Consider the following 20,147-nt stretch of genomic DNA (forward strand, 5'->3'; position numbering starts at 1 on the left):
GGGTTTTCTTTCATCCGGTATAGTACGCCATAAACAGCGTTCAAGCCATTTTTGAATATCATCCTGGATATTAAATATAATATAGATAGTTGATACTATAAAAGCGACTACTAAAAATATAATAACTGGTAATGGAAATATACTCATAAAAATTAAACAAAGAGATGATCCTCCTGATACAAAAAATGATACTGCTAACATACAGTTTCCTTTATCCCATTCTTCAGCACCATGAATAATATCATAATATGACAAAACAAAACCTGCAACGTTTCCGCCTCCTCTTATTAAACGTCCAAATTGCCTTAGTATCCTGGATGTTCTTATAAATGAAAGCTGGGATCTTCCCTGTAAAAATAAATTGTAGGCATTTGCACCCGCTGTAGCTGTTTTCAGCACTGTTGCAAACAAGCTGGCAATTCCAGCCAAAAATTTAATCTGCTCCTCTGCCTGATCTTGTGTCAATTTTGTATCTTCGAATTTCGCAGAAACCATCAGATTATTAAATTGAATAATCGCAATTGTTGTTCCTAATAGTACGCCTGACCCCCGACCTAACTGACTTCCGGTACTTTTTAATTTTTCCTGCCATTTCACATATTGTTTGTTTCTATATTCATCTTCTCTCATAAAAGCACTGCCCGATTTTTCTGCACGCACTTTCACTGGTAAGTCATCATATTTTTTTAATTCATCTCTGTCCAAAAATGCAATTCGTGGTTTAATTACTTCCTTATCAAGTTTATATCCTTTGGCTCTGCTTATAAATAAGCGTTTTTCAATACCGGGCCTCATCCAGTTTTTAGCTTTCGCATTTTGTATTCCTGCTGTTCTGATAGTCTCTCTGACTGCATGAGAAATAAAATGCCCTTGTGTTCCTATAAGGCTTACCTTTATTACCGCTTTATTATTTAATGCACCTAATGTGACAACTGCTTTAAATACATAATCAGATGAGAGAGCTTTATATATTATATTATTCAATGCACCGGAAATATTACAAATATATTTACTTAATATAATAGATATTTGATCTGAGTGCGGTTTCATTGCTTCCTGATAGGCATCCAACAGTGTTGACCAAGGTATTTGTTTATACGTTAACGTTGTTGCCGTAGCTTCCTCTATTTTTTTTATTAATTTTGTTTGATTCAGTGATAGCGCTCTCGATAGTACATGACGTTCATTGACAGCAGAATTATTAATCCAATCAGTTAATTTTTCTAAAACTATTGGTATAAACTGCATACCTGTTATACAGCTGCTACACGTTAATGTGTAATCCATACCATCGGATATATCATCATCATCAAAATTATGAATAAAATAGGATATAAATAATTCACTACCAAGCCACGATAAATACATCATTCCACGAGGGATAATTGTTGACTTATCATACTTAGTTACTTCTTCCTTGTACTCTTTATCAAATTTATTAAATTCCTTTTCATTAATATATTGACTGTATTTAGCCCATTCTTCTTTTTTTCTACCTTCTAATCTTTCATCATCCGCTTTGTTTCTTTTGTTTCCTTTAATTATATCATTGATATCTTGATCTTTTTCCTTTGTTGTCTTTTCTTTAAATTCCTGCCCGGTTATTTCACTTATATTTCTTACGCTGTCATTTGCAATATTATAATTATCAATTTCTTTTTTTACTTCATAGTTAGTTTCTGTCTCAGATCTGATATAACCGTAGTTACCCTGCCCATAGTAAATACGGTTATTCCTCTCACTCTCATCTGCCACATCATCTTTTGCACTTTCATCAATTAGATTTTTAATTGTAAGAATTGCATTTCGTGTAAAAACCTGATGAGAAATATCTTTTCTTTCAGTTAACTCATGAATGAGATCATAATTTGTCAGATCACTAATTTCCTGGGTAATACCAACCGGATCTTGTAACGTTAGTATGCAACCTCTGCCATTTCCTAATTCATTAGATTCTTGTATTAAGAAACCCGCATCAAGAGGGTTTACCTTTTTCCATTCAAATGTTGCCCATTTTTTTGCATCACTTGTTACTGCATTTCTGCTATATTCTGCCACTGTGTCTCTCAGAATATTGATTGGCAGCACTTGATTTTCTTTATTTTCAGTCAGCCACTTATTCATATCAAAACATTGCATGTAACGTGCTCTGTAATCAGCCTCTTCATGCTGCTTTTTTACTTTCTCTGTCCATTGCGTTTCAGCCCATGTAAACCAAAATTTACCATTTTTTAGTGGTGGCGGCAGAACCGGTAATGTAACTAAAGATGCCCGTGCTAACTCTGATGGCTGATCAGCACATGGCTTTCTTTTTCCTGTCAGAATAGCAGGAAATGGACTTATACTTGAGCCTAATGGATAATAGTATCCATCTTCTGTCATATAGTAATTAATCCACTCTTTAGCCATTTCATCATAGATATATAAAAACCCTGTTCGCAATAATCTCAATGTGTATTTCGTTCTTCCTTTAGCTTCGACGGGTATATCAATACTACCGGGTACAGCAGGTAAATTATCTTTTTCAGCGAATACTGAAGGCCTGACAGGTAAAACAGGTAATCCGTGACGATTACAAAATTCACAACCCTTGCTTGTTATTTTTTCGGCCATGACTTTTATCCTTTAATAATATTTTTAAAGCTTAGCTTTATTCAGATAATGTTTCATTTAAATATTTTTAATACTATCTTTCTAATTTACCTCACTATCAAAGAAAGTCCCGCCATAGATTTTTAGGATTTTTATATTCATCAAGAACATAGGGATCATTTTTATCTATATAACATAGTTTCTGGATACTCTCCGGCCATATCGGACGTCGGCTTGTTAATATACCGATATAGCGCGGAATACTGAAGATAAAGGCCAGTGGCACAAGGAATGGTATGATGATATAAGGCGCACCTTTATATAAGGTCATTAAATAAAAAAAGGTAAAGCTATAACTCTCTTTTTTATGGGCAATCGGCAAACAAAAACCAACCTGCTGAATAAGTTTTTCAGGGCCTTCTTCCATATAACGCCGAATAAATTCCCAGTGAGACTTTAATTCTTCAAGGTTATTACATGATGCAGGTAAGCAGAATGTATCTTTGACTGTTATATTATCTTTAGCGAGTACATGACCACTAATATAATAATCATTTGTAGTGCCTTTGTTATGATTTAGTCCCGTTGTGAAGAAAATTTTGTTCCAAGGCACACTAAAAACGGAGCCATCTGTACGATGGACATGAACCAACTGGTTTTTTCTGTCAAATCTCAATGGATAATGAGTCCAGGAAAACCACTCCGTTTTTAATAATTTAAGCATAAAAATTCCCATTGCAGAAAATAAAGGAGTCAATATTAAAATAACAACAATATCAATTTTAATAAAATAAGAAGGAAATATAGTGCATAAAATAAACCAAATAGAACATCCTAAAAAGGTAAATGTACCGAATGATGCCAAGAAACTCATATACCCTTTTGCAGAATAGAACTTATCTACCATTTCCAGATAGTTAGAATTTATTTCAATAACTTTCAAATCAGGAATAAGCTGATTATCTTCCAGTTCAATCCGGGTATTCTGATCTAACTTACCTGCTAATTCCCGTTCATCCAGCGGTCTGTTTAGTTTAAATTTCGGATGCAAACCATAAGTATCCATACACGTATTCCTCTAACCACACTGAAATATTATCACTCTATTAAACACCTTTATTTTAACCCTTTATTTCAATGCCTGACTTTATATCCACCCAATCATCATCGCTCCAGACAGATGTAACTCTCCGATAGTAACCTTTATTATCTTTAGCCGTGTTGAATATATTTCTCATCTTGTGACTCAACCAAAAATCACAATTCAACATAATGCCATGCATTGCAAATGTTGTAATATCCTTACTGTCTTTTAAATTTAAAACCTCTGCAACATTAATTAATCTATACACGTCCTTGCTTAACTCAATTCGTTTACTTAAATCCGCCGGCACAGATAACTTACTTAATGTTTTATTAATTAATCCTATCTTATTAACTTCACGCCATAGAATACCGCTGGAAACTTCCTCACAGAGATCATGGTTCTCATTAAAACTCAATGTATACCATTTATTATCAAGCATATATGTCCATGTCGGAATTACATGGGCTTTTAACAAAATAGCAAGTTGCCCCGGTGTTAACATCCAGGAAAGATGAAAAAGAACCCTTGGGTCATAATAGCGTAATATATAATTACTATTATCTTCGTCAGTGATAATCAGAATATTTGCCAGTTCCTTCCTCAGTGAGGCTGCGGTTAGCGAACTTTCCAGCAATAAATTAAATCTTGTTGATGATTTTTCCTGATGCTGCTTTTCAATTTCTGTTATTACAGAAACCCATCCCCCTGACGGAAGGTCATGCAGCGACAATAAGCCCGGATATAAGTGTGCCTGTGGTTTCAGATACTCGGAAACAATATCCGTTGATGGATATTGCTCTGCAACGTCTGCGGAAGATGCTTTATCAAAAACAACAAACTGATGCTCCCCGAAAGGTTTATGCTCTGCCAAATATAATTTCATCATCTTTTCCTCAGCTTAACGGGACTATTCCTGTGCCGTCACGGGCAGCCTCTGATGTCATAGATTCACATGCTGTAAATCCCGGATAAGACAATATCATCTGAGCCGGATCACAATATTCAAAACTGGCACTCTTAACTCTGAAATCGCCTGCGGTTACATGTTCAATTTTATCCGGCTCAAGCGTTAAATAAGACCCGCCACACTGAAGTGTGATTTTTTTATTTGCTGTTATCAGAATTTCATCCTGAGTACTGCTAATTGTAAGTCCTTTAGCGGCGGTGATATCAATTTCGCCTGTTTGCGCCTGTATCTCTATTTTTCCTGCGGCACTCACCAGTTTCATGCCCAGTTCATGCGCAAATATTACAATTTTTTTCTTTGCCGACAGAACGAGACGTTTTAAGGAAGACATTTCAGTATTTCCCGCAGCAGTAAAAATCTGATTGCCATTACTGCTTTGCTGGATATGTTTTGGTGTTGAAAATGCAATTCCGCCGGGGGCTCCTGCTACAATGACAGGCTCGTGTAATTCATCTATATCCGTCTGAAGGAAAGATTCTTGGCTTTCATTATCTAAGGGATCTATTTGAGCCTCTTCTAACAATGCGGATAATGACTCCGCCATCGACAATGCATCTGAAAGCTGACGTTTAATCTCATCAATATTGAGTTGATGCTCAGATGCTTTTGTCTGCTGCCAAGCTGATATCAACAGCCCCTTACCCGCCCGGATAGCACCCCAACTGTCCGTCCGCAGTTCAAATCCTTCACCGCGTTTTTCTCTGCCCTGATTAACAAGATGCCCTAAATTAAGCTGTGATTTTCCGCCGTACTCTGTGCTGAGCTTGATATGCTCCTCACCCCGCTTATCCTCCATACGCAGCTTATTATTAGCCGGTGTACGGATAACATTGCGGGTATTGTTGTCTGAAGTCACATGGTCGGGATGGCGCGAGTCATGCAGCGCATGGGCAATATACGGGCGATCAGGGTCACCTTCATGAAACGCTATCGCCACCTCGGTTCCCTGAATCAGCGGAAAGTGCATGCCGTAAGTATCACCGGCATAGGGTTTGGCGAGGCGCACCGGCATACTTTCATAGCCCGGCGCTTTATCATCAAGATCGGCATCAAATTTGACCCAATAGAAGCCATCTTCATTCTGATGGGCATAAATATCATTATCTTTTGCGCTGGTGACCCGTGCCATCAGTGTTCCGGCGATCACCGGGCGCGGCTTCAGAGCCGGTCGCCAGCATACAGTTTCACTGTACGGCACCGCATCAAAACGCACATTCAGGGCTTTATCGCGTCCGCCGCTGAACCGTAACCGCGTGATAACCACCGGAGACTGAAAAACCCCCGGCAATGTGGATAACACACCGCTTTCTTTGATAGTCAGTACCTGAAGCGGGGTCAGGTCTGCCGCCGTACTTTGCCCACGCAGTAATGTTTGCCGCGCAAGAAAACGTTCATGGTCAAGACGCGCCCAGAAGTTACCGGTTTCCGCATCCGGTTTCAGTTTATCGCCGCTGGTCAGGTGCCGCGCCCGGTAGTGATACACCTCACCATAGTGGTTTTCGTCACTGTCACCGCGCATCATATCCGCAGGTGAGGAAAGCAGTAAATCCTGTGCCTGACGGTGATTGTAATCTTTGGTCTGAACCTGGTGTTCAACGACCTGATGGCGCAGTGCAAGCCCCCAGACACTGTCAGCGCTGTTGTCACTCATGCCTGACGGGCTGTTGAGCGGCAGGAATTTATCCGCCAGATAGTTGCTTTGTCTGTCCCCGAAATGAATAACCTCAGTCTGCGTGTCATCCTGCAAGCTGAAATAATAGAAAATACCGGCTTCACTGAGCAGGCGTTCAATAAATTGCCGGTCGCTTTCATTGATTTGATTAATCTGCTCCCGCTTCGGGTATTCATTTTTCAGATTAAATTCAAATTCCCAGTCCTTAAAATTATGTTCCCGGAAAATATGGGCGACCACATCAGGAACAGACTGGTTGAGGAAAAAACGGTGAGAGCGGATTTGATGACGCAGCAAAGCAAAAAACGGTTCGATTATAATCTGATAGCGGGCTTCATCCGCCGAGCCGGAAAGGCGGCGGAAATCCGTTATCATTCCGTGCACGCGTTTTGCCACACCGGCGGCATCGGTGATAGTAAACGGTGGCGCAAAAGAGAGAGTAGCTGAGCGGCGTAATAATTGCTGCACAGTCAGGTCATTCGCGGCACTGGTAAATGTGACCTGATAGCGGTAAGTATCACTGACGGCTTCGCGCCCGGTGAAATACTCAACATCCAGCGGGATATTACACCCGCGGACAGTCAGTTGATAGCGGTTCTGACCACTGAGCAGAGACGTTTTAATATCGGACAGGTTCATTCTTCATCCTCCGTTTTCTTATTCGTTCCGGTTAACGGCTCCGGATAACTCTGCGTAAAACTCAGCGTAATTCCCTCTTCGTCGTTATAGCCGAGGATCACATACGGCTCCTGCCGGTGATTCGCCTGACGCAGCAGCAATTGTTGACTGAGTACCGGCAGGATCTGCTGATTAAGCAGGCTGTCAATATTACGGGCGCCAGAGTCCGGCAACATACAGGCGCTGACCAGAGTGTCGTACAGCGCTTCTTCCACAATACCGGTCAGGCGGTAGTGGGTGTAAAGGCGTTTCATCACGCTGCGCAGTTTCATTTCAGTGATGGTCCGCAGTGCTTCTGCATCCAGCGGGCGGTAAATAATGGTCTGGAAACGCGCGAGGAGTGCGGGCTGAAAATGGTCACGGAGGATAGGCCGCAGTGTTTCGTGCAGATCCGAGTCTGTTGCCTGCGGGTTTTCATCCAGATATTGCATCAGATAATCACTGCCGAGGTTAGCGGTCATCATAATCACGGTGTTGCGGAAATCGATTTCACGCCCTTCCCCGTCGCGCATAAATCCGCGGTCGAATACCTGATAAAAAAGATTGAGAACATCCCGGTGGGCTTTTTCCACTTCATCCAGCAACACCACGCTGTACGGACGTTTGCGGACGGCTTCAGTCAGCACACCACCCTGACCGTATCCCACATATCCCGGAGGTGAACCTTTAAGCTGGCTGACGGTATGGGCTTCCTGGTATTCCGACATATTAATGGTTATCAGTGATTTTTCACCGCCGAACAGGACATCAGCCAGTGCCAGTGCGGTTTCAGTTTTGCCGATCCCGCTGGGTCCCACCAGCAGGAAAACACCCTGCGGACCGTTTTCAGAGGCAAGTCCGGTGCCGGCAGCCCGTAAACGCTGCCCCAGCGCCAGCAGTGCGCCTTTTTGCCCGACAACCCGTTTTTCCAGCGAATCTTCAAGCTCCAGCAATCCGGTTTGTTCATCTTTCAATAAGCCGGAGAGCGGCACGCCGGTCCAGTCTGCAATCACCGTTGCAACTGTGCGGGTTTCCACATCCGGGTTCAGTAATGGTTCGCCGTTCTGCAATACGGTCAGTTCATTTTGTAATGACTGAATCAGCCCGGTGTTATCCGGTTCAGCTCTGGCGGTCATCAGTGCGGTAATAATGGTTTTTTCCTGCTCAAAACGCAGCTCCAGCGCGGCAAATTCACCGGCAAGCTGTACATCCTGAGCGGCAAGCCCGGTCAGTTTTTCTGCATTTGTGATATTGCCGATCGCGATATCATCGAAGATAGCTTCCTGCTCCAGTGCCAGGGAATTACGTTGTGCTTTCAGCCGGGTCAGGGCTTCCGGCAGTGTATCCAGGCTCATGCGGACACGGGCACCGGCGGTATCCAGCAGATCGACCGCTTTGTCCGGCAGTTGCCGCCCGGTCAGGTAACGGCGGGATAAGGTGACGGCCGCTTTTACGGCATCATCCGTAATATGGACGCCGTGGTACTTTGCATAGCGGGATTTTAGTCCGCGCAGCATCAGACAGGCTTTTTCATCATCAGGTTCGTCGACTTTAACAACCTGGAAGCGGCGCTCCAGTGCAGCATCACGCTCAAAGTATTGTTTGTATTCAGACCAGGTAGTTGCGGCGATTGTACGCAATTCGCCACGCGCCAGCGCCGGTTTCAGTAAGTTCGCGGCATCTGCGCCACCGGCCTGGTTACCGGCACCAATAATGGTATGGGCTTCATCAATAAACAGCAAAACCGGTGACGGTGATTGCTGAACGGCATCAATCACGTTTTTCAGGCGCTGTTCAAATTCCCCTTTCACACCCGCACCGGCCTGTAATAATCCTAAGTCCAGCGTCCGCAGGGACGTGGTTTGCATCGCGACCGGGACATTGCCTTCGGCAATGCGTAATGCGAGCCCTTCCACCAGTGCCGTTTTTCCGACACCGGGTTCCCCGACGAGGATCGGGTTGTTTTTCCGGCGGCGGGAGAGAATATCCACCATCTGACGGATTTCATCATCACGCCCGAATACCGGGTCAATGTCGCCCTGACGGGCTTTTTCTGTGATATCGATGGTAAATTTATTCAGTACCGCCTGTAATGCATCACTCAGCGTGTTACCTATCACCGCCTGTGGGGTGCTTTCCTGTCCCTCTGCGCCGGGAGTTGTTGCCGCCTGTGTTAATGAGGGAACCGCATTATGCGATTCAGCCTGCTGAATTTCAGGGCGTTCATCAGACTGCGCATCCAGCAGCGGGCGCAGGCGCTGAAGCTGGGTTTCACTCAGTGTCATTAATGGCCAGAGGTTATCGTCAGGCACCAGCATCGGATGGCGGATCATGGCAGACAGAAGATGCACACTGCGGATTTGCTCTGTGTCTTCATCCAGAGATGCGACCATCCAGGCATTTTTTATCAATGCAATCAGGGATTCAGATAACTGCGGACGGCTGCGGACGGTGCGCGGCAGAGCATCAATCGTGTTCAGCAGACTTTGCCAGAGAGATTCAAGATCCCATTCATAACGTCTGGCCAGCACCGTGATATCGCCCTCTCCGAGTTCGAGAATTTTCAGCAGCCAGTGCTCAATGGTTACCTCTGCATGTGCCCGGGTCTGACACAGTGAAGCCGCTGCTTCCAGCGCAGACGCGCAATAAGGGTTTAAACGGCGTAACAACATAACAGATTGATTTTCCATGTTCTCTTTCCTGGATTCGGAGATAATATCCGGTTTTCAGATATGCTACCGCCCCTGACCGTAAGCCGGGGCCCATGAGGCAACTGAGTTAATGAGCGGGGTTGGTGTGATAAGTAAAGCTGAAAAGAAAACAGGCGGTTTCCCGCCTGTTAATAACGTCAGGCAGTCGCGCGTTCATTCCATGAATCGGAATGAATGATGTTGCCGTCTTTGTAAGTCCAGGTGATTTTTTCGTAGCGCAGTTCGATCTCTTCCAGGTGGTTATGCTTCTCTTTGGAAGGGTCTTTTACGTCATGCATTTTTGGTGCAACTTTCACTACTTTTACGTTTTCCAGTTTGGTATTGAAGTACTCCACTTCCTGGCCTGCATCATCAATGCGATACCATTTGAATTCCGCCGATTTCAGCGTCTGCCCGGTGGTAACCGCTTTGTAGAGATACGGGCTTGATGCATCAATTTCTTTTACAAAAACAAACGGAGTATGGATGCGGGTGCCGGTCAGTTTCCCGGTGTTGTTATCTGTCGGGATATAAAGGCTGTGATCCTGAGCAACCACTTCGATACTGCCTTCGCGATCCTGAACATTAACGGAACCTTTGATTTCCGCGCCGCCGTCATCTTTCAGCCAGAGGTAGACTGGGATTGCCATAGTTACTTCTCCTTTTTTGGGGAATGTGTATCACCATCCGCCGGTGATACGTTTTCAGTATCTGAGGCACGACAGGCATCAGCCTGCGGCATCAGACGAATTTCCACACGCCGGTTTTTTGCACGGCCTTCAGCTGTATTGTTATCCGCAACAGGGTGATTGTGTCCGTAGCCCTGAACAGCAAAACAGCCGGGATCGATATCACTGGTTTCGATCATCCAGTCGCGGACAGATTCCGCGCGTTTGAGTGAGAGTTTCTGATTTAAATCCGCATGTCCGGTGATATCCGTATAGCCGGATACCACGATGAGCCAGCCCGGTTTTGCACGGATATTGATAAGAGCATCAACGAGAACTTTGGTAGCTCCCGGTTTCAGGGTGAATTTTCCGGTGTCAAACAGCGCCAGGCTGTCGAGAGAGACCATTTCAGGCGCCTCCTGCACAATGACAGGTGCCGGTGGCGGAGGCGGAGCCCAGCGGCTGAGTGCGGTATACAGGTAAGGCAGAATGCGCGTGCCCTGATAGAGCCCCAGTGAATAAGAGGACGGGATACCTTCCCGTTGCCAGGCTGCAAGCAGAACTGCATCCGTTTGCAGCTGCTTCCACGCGACCATTTTAGGTTCAGCGGGCTCACCGGGAAGTTGTTCAAACTGACGTAAATCATCACTGATGTGATAGATAAGCTGCTGATTATGAAAATAGCTTCCCGTCAGTGCGCCTGCCAGAAATAATCCGCAGATAATCCCGGTTACACCCAGTACGGCTTCTGTGCGCACAAGACTGACGTCATAACGCAACCGGCTGAGCAGATAGTCAGGCAGCGGAAGGGGTTGTTGAGTAACGGTCTGAACCGGCACCGGCAACCGCGTACTATGCTCAATAAACTGAGACCAGACGTTATTGCTCAGAGCGGCAACCGGTGCAAAACGCAGCGCCCATCCTGCCGGATACAACGGCGCGGCACCGGTTTGTTTTACTGTCAGCAGGGGAACAAAAACCCGGCTTAGCCATGCCAGATAATGATCAAACCAGAGCGCTGTTGAAAAACGCTGCTCATCGGTCACCGGTTTATGAGCCAGCCATTCAGGTAATGTGCATGCCGGAGAGCCCGCCTGTTGCACATGAAACTCACCAGCCTGTTCTGCCGGGGTAAACCAGGGTTCTTCATCTGCGGCAGAGACATCTGTGGTGTACAGCGGTGTGAGATAGACCGAAATCCAGAACGGCACCGCTTTTCCTGCCTGACGGCGACCTTCGCCGACAGCCCGTCGCCAGCTGATAATCATCTGCTCCAGTTTTTCTTCCTGATTTATTTGTTCAGGGACAACAACATATAAAAGAGATAAGCGATTGAGCTGCGCGGGCGACTGTTCACGAAACTCCCGGATAATACGGCTGAGCCCGGCGGGTTCCGGTACGGCGATATAGCGGGCTTTCGTCGTTTCCCGCCGATTTTCTCCGGCAGCAAACAGAGCGGCTGACTGACCGCAGACCAGCACAACAGCCCCACGGTAATCATCCGCAGGCAGGCTGTCCGCACGGGTCAGTATTTCTTTACGCAGCTGTTTCTGTTGCCGGTAAATCAGTACCGCCGCAATAATGATGACAAACGCGGTCAGAAACAGTGCCACATCGCGTCCGGGTGACCAGAATCCCCAGAACAGCCATAGCAGCAGGCCGCCTGTCAGTAATGTCAGGCTTTGTTTTATCCGGTTATACATCACTGTCCCTGCGTGATTAATTGCGAAAGCAACTGTTCGAGTGAGGCAGAGAATCCCCACCACAGTGCAGCGAGTAACAGTATCCCGCCCACCCATCCCGCCCAATACAACTTGCGGCGGCTGAAACGTAATGCCGGACGGACAATCAGCGGCAGCGATGATGACAGCGCATACGCCGGAACACGGGCAGTCAGTTGCTGAATAATCTGTTCCTGCTGAGGTGATGCGGTGTGGTGATATTTCCCCGCAAATCCCAGAGTAAGAACGCGGTGGAAACAGATAAGAACATCCGGATCCGGCGCGGTTTCGCTGAGCAGCTCACGCACGCGATCCCATAATTTGTCACCGGCTTCCAGTGTATTGAAATAACGCGCCTGTAAGGGAGATAGTATCCACTGGTCGTAGCCATCATCATGGGCAGGGCGATTCATGACACTTTCATCAATCAGCGCACACTGCGCGTAAAGCATATGTTCGACCGATTTTTCCGGATAACCTTTCTCCGTCAGGCGCTCGCGGGTCTGATCCACCATGTCACAAACATGACGGTACAACCCGGCCCCGTCTGATACAGGGCTGCCATGGCGTAACTGACACACCATCAGCCAGGTATCAGAAAAAATGGCATCGATGGTCATTGCTGAGTTGGCGTTCGTTGCATTCATCATGATCGAAGTACCGCAAATAATTCGAGATGGATTTCACCAAGCGTTCCCGGAACATAAAATGAACAGTGTCCGGATGACAGCATCGCCTGACCGGCTGTGTTACTCAGATCGAGGGCAAAGTACTGATTCTCAAGACGCAGCGGAATAGCAGCAGGAACATGGGTCAATGCTTTCAGCGGCACACCGTTCAGTGCCACATTGACGACATTTGCCACATCTTCCGCGCTGCCGGCTTTACACAGCAGCGGGAACTGCGTGATAAGCAGATGAGCCGGTAATGCAGAGCGTACAGAGAGGTAAAAATCAGCGTCTTCACGCAGACGGCTGTCATGCAGTTCACCTTTCCAGAATGGTCCGTCTTTCTTCAGGTCAATCGTTATCATGCGGGATGGCAGGCTGGCTTCCAGCAGATGATTCAGTAACGTAAACAACGGCGGGAAAACCTGTTCAGGTTCACTGTGCTGATAGAGCGGAATATCATCGGTCTGATGTTCCAGAGAGAAAGTCAGCAGGCTGCCGGCCAGACGTGCCAGCTCGCGGTAGAGCAATTCGGGATGGCGCTGTAAGGAAGACAGAAGCTCTGTCAGTACCGGCTCGGCACTGTTCAGCGCGTTCAGGAGCCAGAAAAGTGAGACATCGGCAACGGCAAAGTCAGCCATCCGTTCATTGCTTTCCCTGCGCATAGCCATCAACCGCCGGCGCTTGGCTACCAACCGGTGCATAAATTCAGACAGCATGGTTGTCAGTTCTGTACTTGCCGTACAACTGAGCAAAGGCGGAATAAATTGCTTATCAAATGACCATGTTCCCTGCCCGTTGCGTATCAGCCGGGCAACGGGGCAGGTGATGTAAGCGCTGTTTTCTTCATGAGCACTGCGCAGTGAAAGCGAATGACGCAGTACCGCGATATCGGTTTGCTCATCACCCGCCAGATCCTGAACTTTTACCCACTCCTGCATAAAACGGCGCGGGCGTTCTGACTGCCCTTCCGGCACCAGATTTCCGCCATTCGCCTGTAACAGCGGCAGCGCGAGAACAATGTCCAGAGTCTGCTGTTCTGAGTACCGGGCCAGAGAGGCAACCGGAGGCAGATTATCTGCCAGAGAGGTATCAATCAGTGTGCCATCCGAAAACCGGACCACCAGTTTCTGCGCACTCAGACGGGAAATGGTCAGTGCGCTTTCATCAAATTCAGCACAGACTACCCCCCAGGGAGACGCAACCGACATTCCGGCAACAACACCCGCCACATGGCTGTCCCAGCGGGCCTGTTGCTGAAATTGCTGGGGGGCCAGAAAGGCCCCGTCAGTCCATAGCGGACGATAAATTTTCATCCCTGCCCGCCCTTATGCTTTTGCTTTAGGCATCTGCGAAACCAGAGAGAGATCCACATCCATCCCTTCGACCTGGAAGTGTGGTACGGCATATAACCGGACACGGAAGAAGCCGGGGTTATCCTCGATATCTTCCACAACCACTTTGGCATCACGCAGCGGGTGAGAAGCCTGTAAATCATCACCCGGGTCTGTCATTTCAGTGACCAGTCCGCGCACCCAGTTGTTCAGTTCCAGCTCAAGCAGGCGGCGATCTTTTGTCGTACCGATATTTTCGCGTTGGATAAGTTTCAGATAATGAGCAATCCGGGACAGCAGGAAGATATATGGCAGACGCGCATTAATGCGGCTGTTGGCTGTCGCAGCGGCGGTCTCATAGAGTGCCGGTTTCTGTGCTGAGTTCGCAGAGAAGAAACAGGAATAATCACGGTTTTTGTAGTACGAAAGCGGAATGAACCCCAGATTGGCAAATTCAAACTCACGGGTCTCCGGGATCATTACTTCAGACGGAATTTTCACCTGACTGCCGGTTCCCAGATCATACAAATGGATTGGTAAATCTTTCACCGCACCACCCGCCTGAGGTCCGCGGATTTGTACACACCAGCCATTATTGATAAAGCTTTTTACCATGTTCGCCGCGAATGAGAACGTCGCATTGGTCCACAGATATTTATCATGATCAGGGCCTTTAACTTCTTCCACATAGTTAAAGCTGCGCACCGGAACAGTATCCGGACCATACGGCAGGCGGCCTAATACGCGCGGCATAGTCAGTCCGATATAACGGGCATCGTCTGAATCACGGAAAGATTTCCATTTAATGTATTCCGCGCGATCAAAGTAGTTACCGATATCTTTGATTGCCGCGACTTCTTCCATGGTTTCTTTACCAAAGAATTTTGGTCCCGCCGATCCGATAAACGGCATGTGGGCAGATGCGGACACTTTTGAAATATGGCGCAGTAATGCAATATCCTGCGGGCTGCGGTCAAATTCATAGTTGGAGATAATAGCCGCAATCGGCTCTCCGCCCGGCGTGTCATACTCTTCAATATACGTATGATGATACAGCCCGCTCTGAATCACTTCCGGACTGTCTTCAAAGTCCTGACGTAAATCATTCTTGGCAATATCCAGTAATTCAATTTTCACATTTTGTCTGAAATCGGTACGGTCAATCAGGAATTTAAGACCACGCCATGCTGATTCCACCGTCTGGAATTCACTGTTGTGCATCACTTCATCCAATTGCCGGCTGATTTGCGAATCCAGCTGTGCAATATGATGATCAAGCAGATTACGATCCAGGCGCTCCACTTTCTCACCTGCGGATTTCAGGCGGTCAAGAAAAACCCGGACAGCCACGGTGACGCGCTCATCAGCCGTCGCATCAGCCAGTGCCGCATTATCCTGAAAGGCATTAATGTCACTAATTTCAGAAACGGGTTTCAGATTTATTTTTTCAAATAACGAGGCATAAACGCCCTGACCGACGGGAGCATCCAATACAGTGGTTTCACCTGCGTTTTGTAATTTTTCACTATTGACAGACATCAGCATCATCCTGTAATTATTTAATCCAATTAGTCTTTTTTCGGTGCCAGTTCAGAAAGCTCATTGCGCAATTCATTACTGAGCGCCGGGTCCTTCAGAATATTTTCCAGTTCGCGACGGAAAGTGACGTTATCAAGCAGGTTTGATTTCAAATCACGCAGGAGATTGCGCATCGCCAGCATTGCCCGTAACTGAGGGATCTGACGGGCGACCTGTTCCGGTTCAAAATCCTTCATATCCTTGAATGAAATAGAAATATTTTCTTCTGCTCCCTCAGGCGTGAGGGTATTTTTGACGGTCAGATTAACGGTGGGATTAAATTCAGCGAGGACACTGTTGAAGTTATTTTTATTCACATTGACTTTTTCACGCTCAGACAGCGGGCGGGAATCCTGCCCGTTACTGTAATCACCAACTGCAAGCAATTTAAGAGGGAGTTCAACTTTTTTCTGAGCACCTCCGGTGTGTAAATCGAGTTTTATATTAATACGAGCTTTGGGTACTTCATTCTGAAAGCTGTCCGACATAGCATAAATCCTTATTCTTACCTGGAATTACAAGTTTTAATCTCACGTAAATGATCTAAGTAAACCATTAACCGCTAAGATTTGGCTTAAATACATATATTTACTTATATTAAACATTGAAAAACTAATCAATATATCTTTACTATTTTTTTGATATAGATAGATAAAATAGAAAAAAAACACAATTACACCAGAGATGAGTTAAATAGAAAGAATTGACTATAATTCACATATATCAATCAATTGAGATGTATTGCGTTATTTTTGTACAACTGAAAATTACGCGTTAATATGTAGAAATACTAAAGTGTTTATTTCAGGAGAGAGTTTTGAATTTCAAAATATTAATGAATATCTCAGTGGGATACTGATCAGGAAATATTACCTGCAGGACAGTGTTTGCAGAATGTTGTTTATAAAAGAAAAATATTTCATGATAAGAAAATACACTGTTCTTCCGCAGATATAAGTTACGCAATACAGGTGTAATGATGGGGGTAATTCACCGGTTTACGGACAAAACAGATTATAAAAAGCCGGCAACGAGGGCTCCGGTGAATCTGAACATTAAACCGGGAGCCTGTATTATCCGGCGGTTACCCGCAGATTACGTCCTGCTCTCTGCAATAATATCCCGGGTTATCTGCAAAAATGCGGCTATATCCTCAGAAGAATGACAGTGCAAAGGCGATATTCTTATCAGGCTGTTCAGTCCGTAAGAGGTCAGTATCCGCTGTGAATACAGGCTGGATACTGCGCGTTCATGAACTATGACATGCCGCTTTGCAAATTCACGGACAGCATCTGCACAGCTTAAATCATCAAATACAATCCCGGTAATAAGGTTACGGCGGCTTAAATCCCCGTTATCTACGCAGACAGTCACGCCCTGCATCGCCCTCAATCCTTGTACTTTTTCTGTGCCGTTTAATAACAGATGTAATAAACCCCGTTCGTGTTCCGCAATACGGTTCATTCCGGCGGCAAATAATGTTCTCCGGTTTTTTCTGCTGCTGATATCTTCAATATCAGACTCTTTTTGTCCGAGCCGGCAGATATAATTAACCACCTCAGATAATGCGGCATAGTGTGCAGGTGCCGGTGTGCCTAATTCCCAGTCAGCGTCCGACTTACCTTTTAATTTATGGTGTACCAGACCCGCCGCCCTGTCAGAAATAAAGGCAAAGCCCACACCTTTTACACCAAAAAATTTATAAGGCGCAAAATTTATTGCATCGATATTCAGACCGGAAATATCAAGAATGCCATGAGGCGCATGTTGTACCGCATCAACAATAATATAAATATCCGGATTGATGGCTTTTGCCTGAGTGACAATTTTTTTAATATCGTAAATATACCCTGAGATATTTGAAGCCGCCATCACACATAAGAGGGCGGTATTTTTATCAATCAGAGATAAAATAGCATCAGCGTCAACGCCGCCGGTTAACGGGTCCGCATCCGCCACACGCAACTCACACTGTGTTTTTTCCGCATAATGACTGATCGCATCAAAGGCTGACGGATGCTCTAACATGGATGTCACCATGTTTGAGCCTGTCGCATGTTCACTTATTACCCGAACAAGTTCAAACATAACCTGTGAAGCGGTATAGCCCGGACAGACAGCACCGCCCTGTGCATTAAAAATAATCCTGACGTCCTCTTTTCCTTTTTGTTCTGTCTCCAGGAGATATTGTGATACAGAATACGGCTGTCCCGCGCAGTCAGGAATAGCATCCACTTCATGAAATTTTTCTTCTGAGCGTTTTAACCGGAAGGAACCACCGGAATTATTGAAATACAACCGATGATTGCCTGATATATCTTTATCAACAAAATAAAATTTATTTTTGATTTCGTTCTGCTCTTCACGGGTAAACATTTTATATTTATTTAACATTCCATTATCCCTGACAGTCATTTTATTTTTAATACAGTATTTAAATATTATTCATTTCTGTAAAGCCTGTTATTTGATTTTATCAGGCGGGATCAATAAATATTTTTGATACTGTTACTGTCTATCGCCCAGGGACTAAACACGTATCATTTGCAATCATACTGAAGTCAGTATCATCACTATTTCCACTCATAAAATGATACAAATAAAACATATAGGGGATATTTGCCCGGAAGTACAGCTTGCGGCAGTTTCAGCGACAGCATTTACGGCCAGATCGGACTGAAAAAAGATTATGTCCGGGCAGCGCAATATTATGATATGACCTCATTAGTGCATGGGACACGGGTCCCCCGTACATTGACAAGACAAATAATTTCGGATTATTCCTCCACATTAATCACCCGATAACGGGATAATCTGTTTATTATTCCGATAAATATGACGTTATCAATAATATACAGTTAAATCCTATAGTTTATATATCAATCCTTGATAGTAAAAATATTGATTATAAAATAAACCAATCGATAACCTTATTTTTATTATTTTACCGTTAGCATATAACGTAATATTTTCATTCTCTTTTACACAGGAGCGGTTATGGCCATTAATTTACAGAATGCAAAAAAAGTCGTTATCCTCGGCGGAGGAACCGCTGGCTGGTACGCCGCGCTTGCTTTACGTCAAATATTCAGTCCGAAAGTAGAGGTTCAGGTTATTGAATCTTCACAGGTTGGTATTGTCGGTGTCGGTGAAGGCGGATTACTGAACTTTATCTCTGCATTGAAATTTGTGAATATTGACCTTGCTGAATTTAAAGCTGCCACTAATGCCACCCACAAATGGGGATTCAGCTATGAAGGCTGGAGGACCGGAAAAGAAGATGACAAATTTTATCATCCGTTCGGCTCTGCGCAAGGGGTTGCTGCAAAGTGGAATGATAATGGTCATTTTCCTTTATTCTCCGCGATGATTAACCAAGGTATCGATCTCGATAGTTATATCCGCGGTATGGATTTAATTAAAAATAACGCCACCCAGAAAGAAGCTGATGCTGCACTGGAAGCCGGTGCTGTCGATATTATTGATTCGGTGCATTTTGACAGTTACAAAACAGCAAATTTTCTCAAAAAAACTGCCCTGTCCCGAAATATTACACATCTGGATGCACTGATTGATCAGGTTATTACTGATGAGAACGGCAATGTGATCCGGCTGATTACCGAAAATAATGAAAAAATCGAACTGGATTTTATCGTTGATGCCAGCGGTCTCGCCCGGAAAATTATCGGTAAAGCCGTCCCGGCAAGATGGCAGTCATTCAAAGAGCATCTGATTCTTGACCGCGCCATTCCGTTCTATATGCCGCATCCGAAAAAAAATCCGTACCTGGTCAGCCGTGCCATTGCATTAAACAGTGGCTGGATGTGGCAGATCCCGCTAACAGACCGCGTGGGTGCCGGATATGTTTACAGCAGCCGGTACATCAGTGATGAAGATGCTCAGCAGGAGTTGAAAGACTATCTCGGCTTTGATGTGGATATTCAGAAGATTATTAAGTTCGACCCTGGCTGTCACGAAAAAATATGGGTGAATAACGTACTGGCAATAGGTTTGGCTGCCGGTTTTGTTGAACCTCTGGAAGCCACATCCATTGCACAGATGGTCGAGGTTATCCGTAATTTTTGCAGAATACTGATGCTTAGTCAGGGGGTTATTTCTGATAATACTGTCCGCGAGTTTAACGAGGCCAATCTGCACTCCTGGTATGGTATTCGTGACTTTCTGCGCATGCATTATGATACCCCACGTAATGATACTCCGTTCTGGCAGGATGTGGCGAAAATTCCTTACCCTGAAACTTACCGGGCGTTCCGGGAGGTTATGCAATATCGCGCACCACGATTGCTTGATATCGAAAATTATGCGATTTACGGCTGGCACGGTATTTTCCATGCCATAAACTGGATGTTTGTCGCCACACCGCTGGGGATACTGAAACCAAATGCAGTAACCAATGACCTGATGTCAATGAGCCCGGAAAAACGTGAAGAAGCAGATAAATTCCTGCTCTGGCTGCGCAGTAATATGCAAAAGTAACGATATATAATATATA

The 20,147-nt window shown here is 45.3% G+C and carries 13 protein-coding genes; 1 reads left to right on the forward strand and 12 read right to left on the reverse strand.

The window, feature by feature from the left end; all coding sequences use genetic code 11:
* The 12 genes from ACMHKJ_RS11025 to ACMHKJ_RS11080 form a co-directional block, all read right to left on the reverse strand.
* Nucleotides 1-2,613: T6SS effector BTH_I2691 family protein (locus ACMHKJ_RS11025; RefSeq protein WP_413493917.1), on the reverse strand; the 2,613-nt coding region annotated here is incomplete at its 3' end.
* Nucleotides 2,614-2,710: 97 nt separating this feature from the next.
* Nucleotides 2,711-3,658 (reverse strand): DUF6708 domain-containing protein, encoded by a 948-nt coding sequence (locus tag ACMHKJ_RS11030; RefSeq protein WP_413493919.1) that lies wholly within the window; start codon nt 3,656-3,658, stop codon nt 2,711-2,713.
* 55 nt (nt 3,659-3,713) lie between these two features.
* Entirely contained in the window at nt 3,714-4,565 is an 852-nt protein-coding gene (locus ACMHKJ_RS11035; RefSeq protein ID WP_413493921.1) for a DUF4123 domain-containing protein, read from the reverse strand.
* Between the two features lie 7 nt (nt 4,566-4,572).
* Nucleotides 4,573-6,957 carry a type VI secretion system Vgr family protein gene (locus ACMHKJ_RS11040; protein WP_413493923.1) on the reverse strand — a complete coding sequence of 795 codons (2,385 nt, stop codon included), beginning with the start codon at nt 6,955-6,957 and terminating at the stop codon, nt 4,573-4,575.
* Complete coding sequence (gene tssH / locus ACMHKJ_RS11045) at nt 6,954-9,665, reverse strand: type VI secretion system ATPase TssH (RefSeq protein WP_413493924.1); 2,712 nt, start codon at nt 9,663-9,665, stop codon at nt 6,954-6,956. Before tssH ends, ACMHKJ_RS11040 begins: the two co-directional genes overlap by 4 nt.
* A gap of 158 nt (nt 9,666-9,823) precedes the next feature.
* Nucleotides 9,824-10,315, reverse strand: coding sequence for an Hcp family type VI secretion system effector (locus ACMHKJ_RS11050; RefSeq protein WP_067367178.1), 492 nt, complete (start codon nt 10,313-10,315; stop codon nt 9,824-9,826).
* 2 nt (nt 10,316-10,317) lie between these two features.
* A complete protein-coding gene (locus ACMHKJ_RS11055; RefSeq protein ID WP_413493927.1) occupies nt 10,318-12,036 on the reverse strand; it encodes an OmpA family protein in 1,719 nt (572 codons plus the stop codon).
* On the reverse strand, nt 12,036-12,704 hold the full coding sequence (gene tssL, locus ACMHKJ_RS11060) for a type VI secretion system protein TssL, short form (protein ID WP_413493929.1): 669 nt from the start codon (nt 12,702-12,704) through the stop codon (nt 12,036-12,038). The genes ACMHKJ_RS11055 and tssL overlap by 1 nt, the downstream gene beginning before the upstream one ends.
* A complete protein-coding gene (gene tssK / locus ACMHKJ_RS11065; protein WP_413493931.1) occupies nt 12,701-14,038 on the reverse strand; it encodes a type VI secretion system baseplate subunit TssK in 1,338 nt (445 codons plus the stop codon). Before tssK ends, tssL begins: the two co-directional genes overlap by 4 nt.
* A gap of 12 nt (nt 14,039-14,050) precedes the next feature.
* On the reverse strand, nt 14,051-15,601 hold the full coding sequence (gene tssC / locus ACMHKJ_RS11070) for a type VI secretion system contractile sheath large subunit (protein WP_413494222.1): 1,551 nt from the start codon (nt 15,599-15,601) through the stop codon (nt 14,051-14,053).
* Nucleotides 15,602-15,624: 23 nt separating this feature from the next.
* A complete protein-coding gene (tssB, locus tag ACMHKJ_RS11075; RefSeq protein WP_150385104.1) occupies nt 15,625-16,122 on the reverse strand; it encodes a type VI secretion system contractile sheath small subunit in 498 nt (165 codons plus the stop codon).
* A 607-nt stretch (nt 16,123-16,729) separates the two neighbouring features.
* Nucleotides 16,730-18,028: an aminotransferase class V-fold PLP-dependent enzyme gene (locus tag ACMHKJ_RS11080; RefSeq protein WP_413493933.1), complete on the reverse strand. Its 1,299-nt coding sequence runs from the start codon at nt 18,026-18,028 to the stop codon at nt 16,730-16,732.
* A 603-nt stretch (nt 18,029-18,631) separates the two neighbouring features.
* On the opposite strand from ACMHKJ_RS11080, the gene ACMHKJ_RS11085 reads away from it, so the two are divergent.
* A complete protein-coding gene (locus tag ACMHKJ_RS11085) occupies nt 18,632-20,131 on the forward strand; it encodes a tryptophan halogenase family protein (protein WP_413493935.1) in 1,500 nt (499 codons plus the stop codon).
* Nucleotides 20,132-20,147 lie beyond the last annotated feature (16 nt).

It is taken from the genome of Morganella psychrotolerans, assembly GCF_965118875.1.
Taxonomy (GTDB): Bacteria; Pseudomonadota; Gammaproteobacteria; order Enterobacterales; family Enterobacteriaceae; genus Morganella; species Morganella psychrotolerans_C.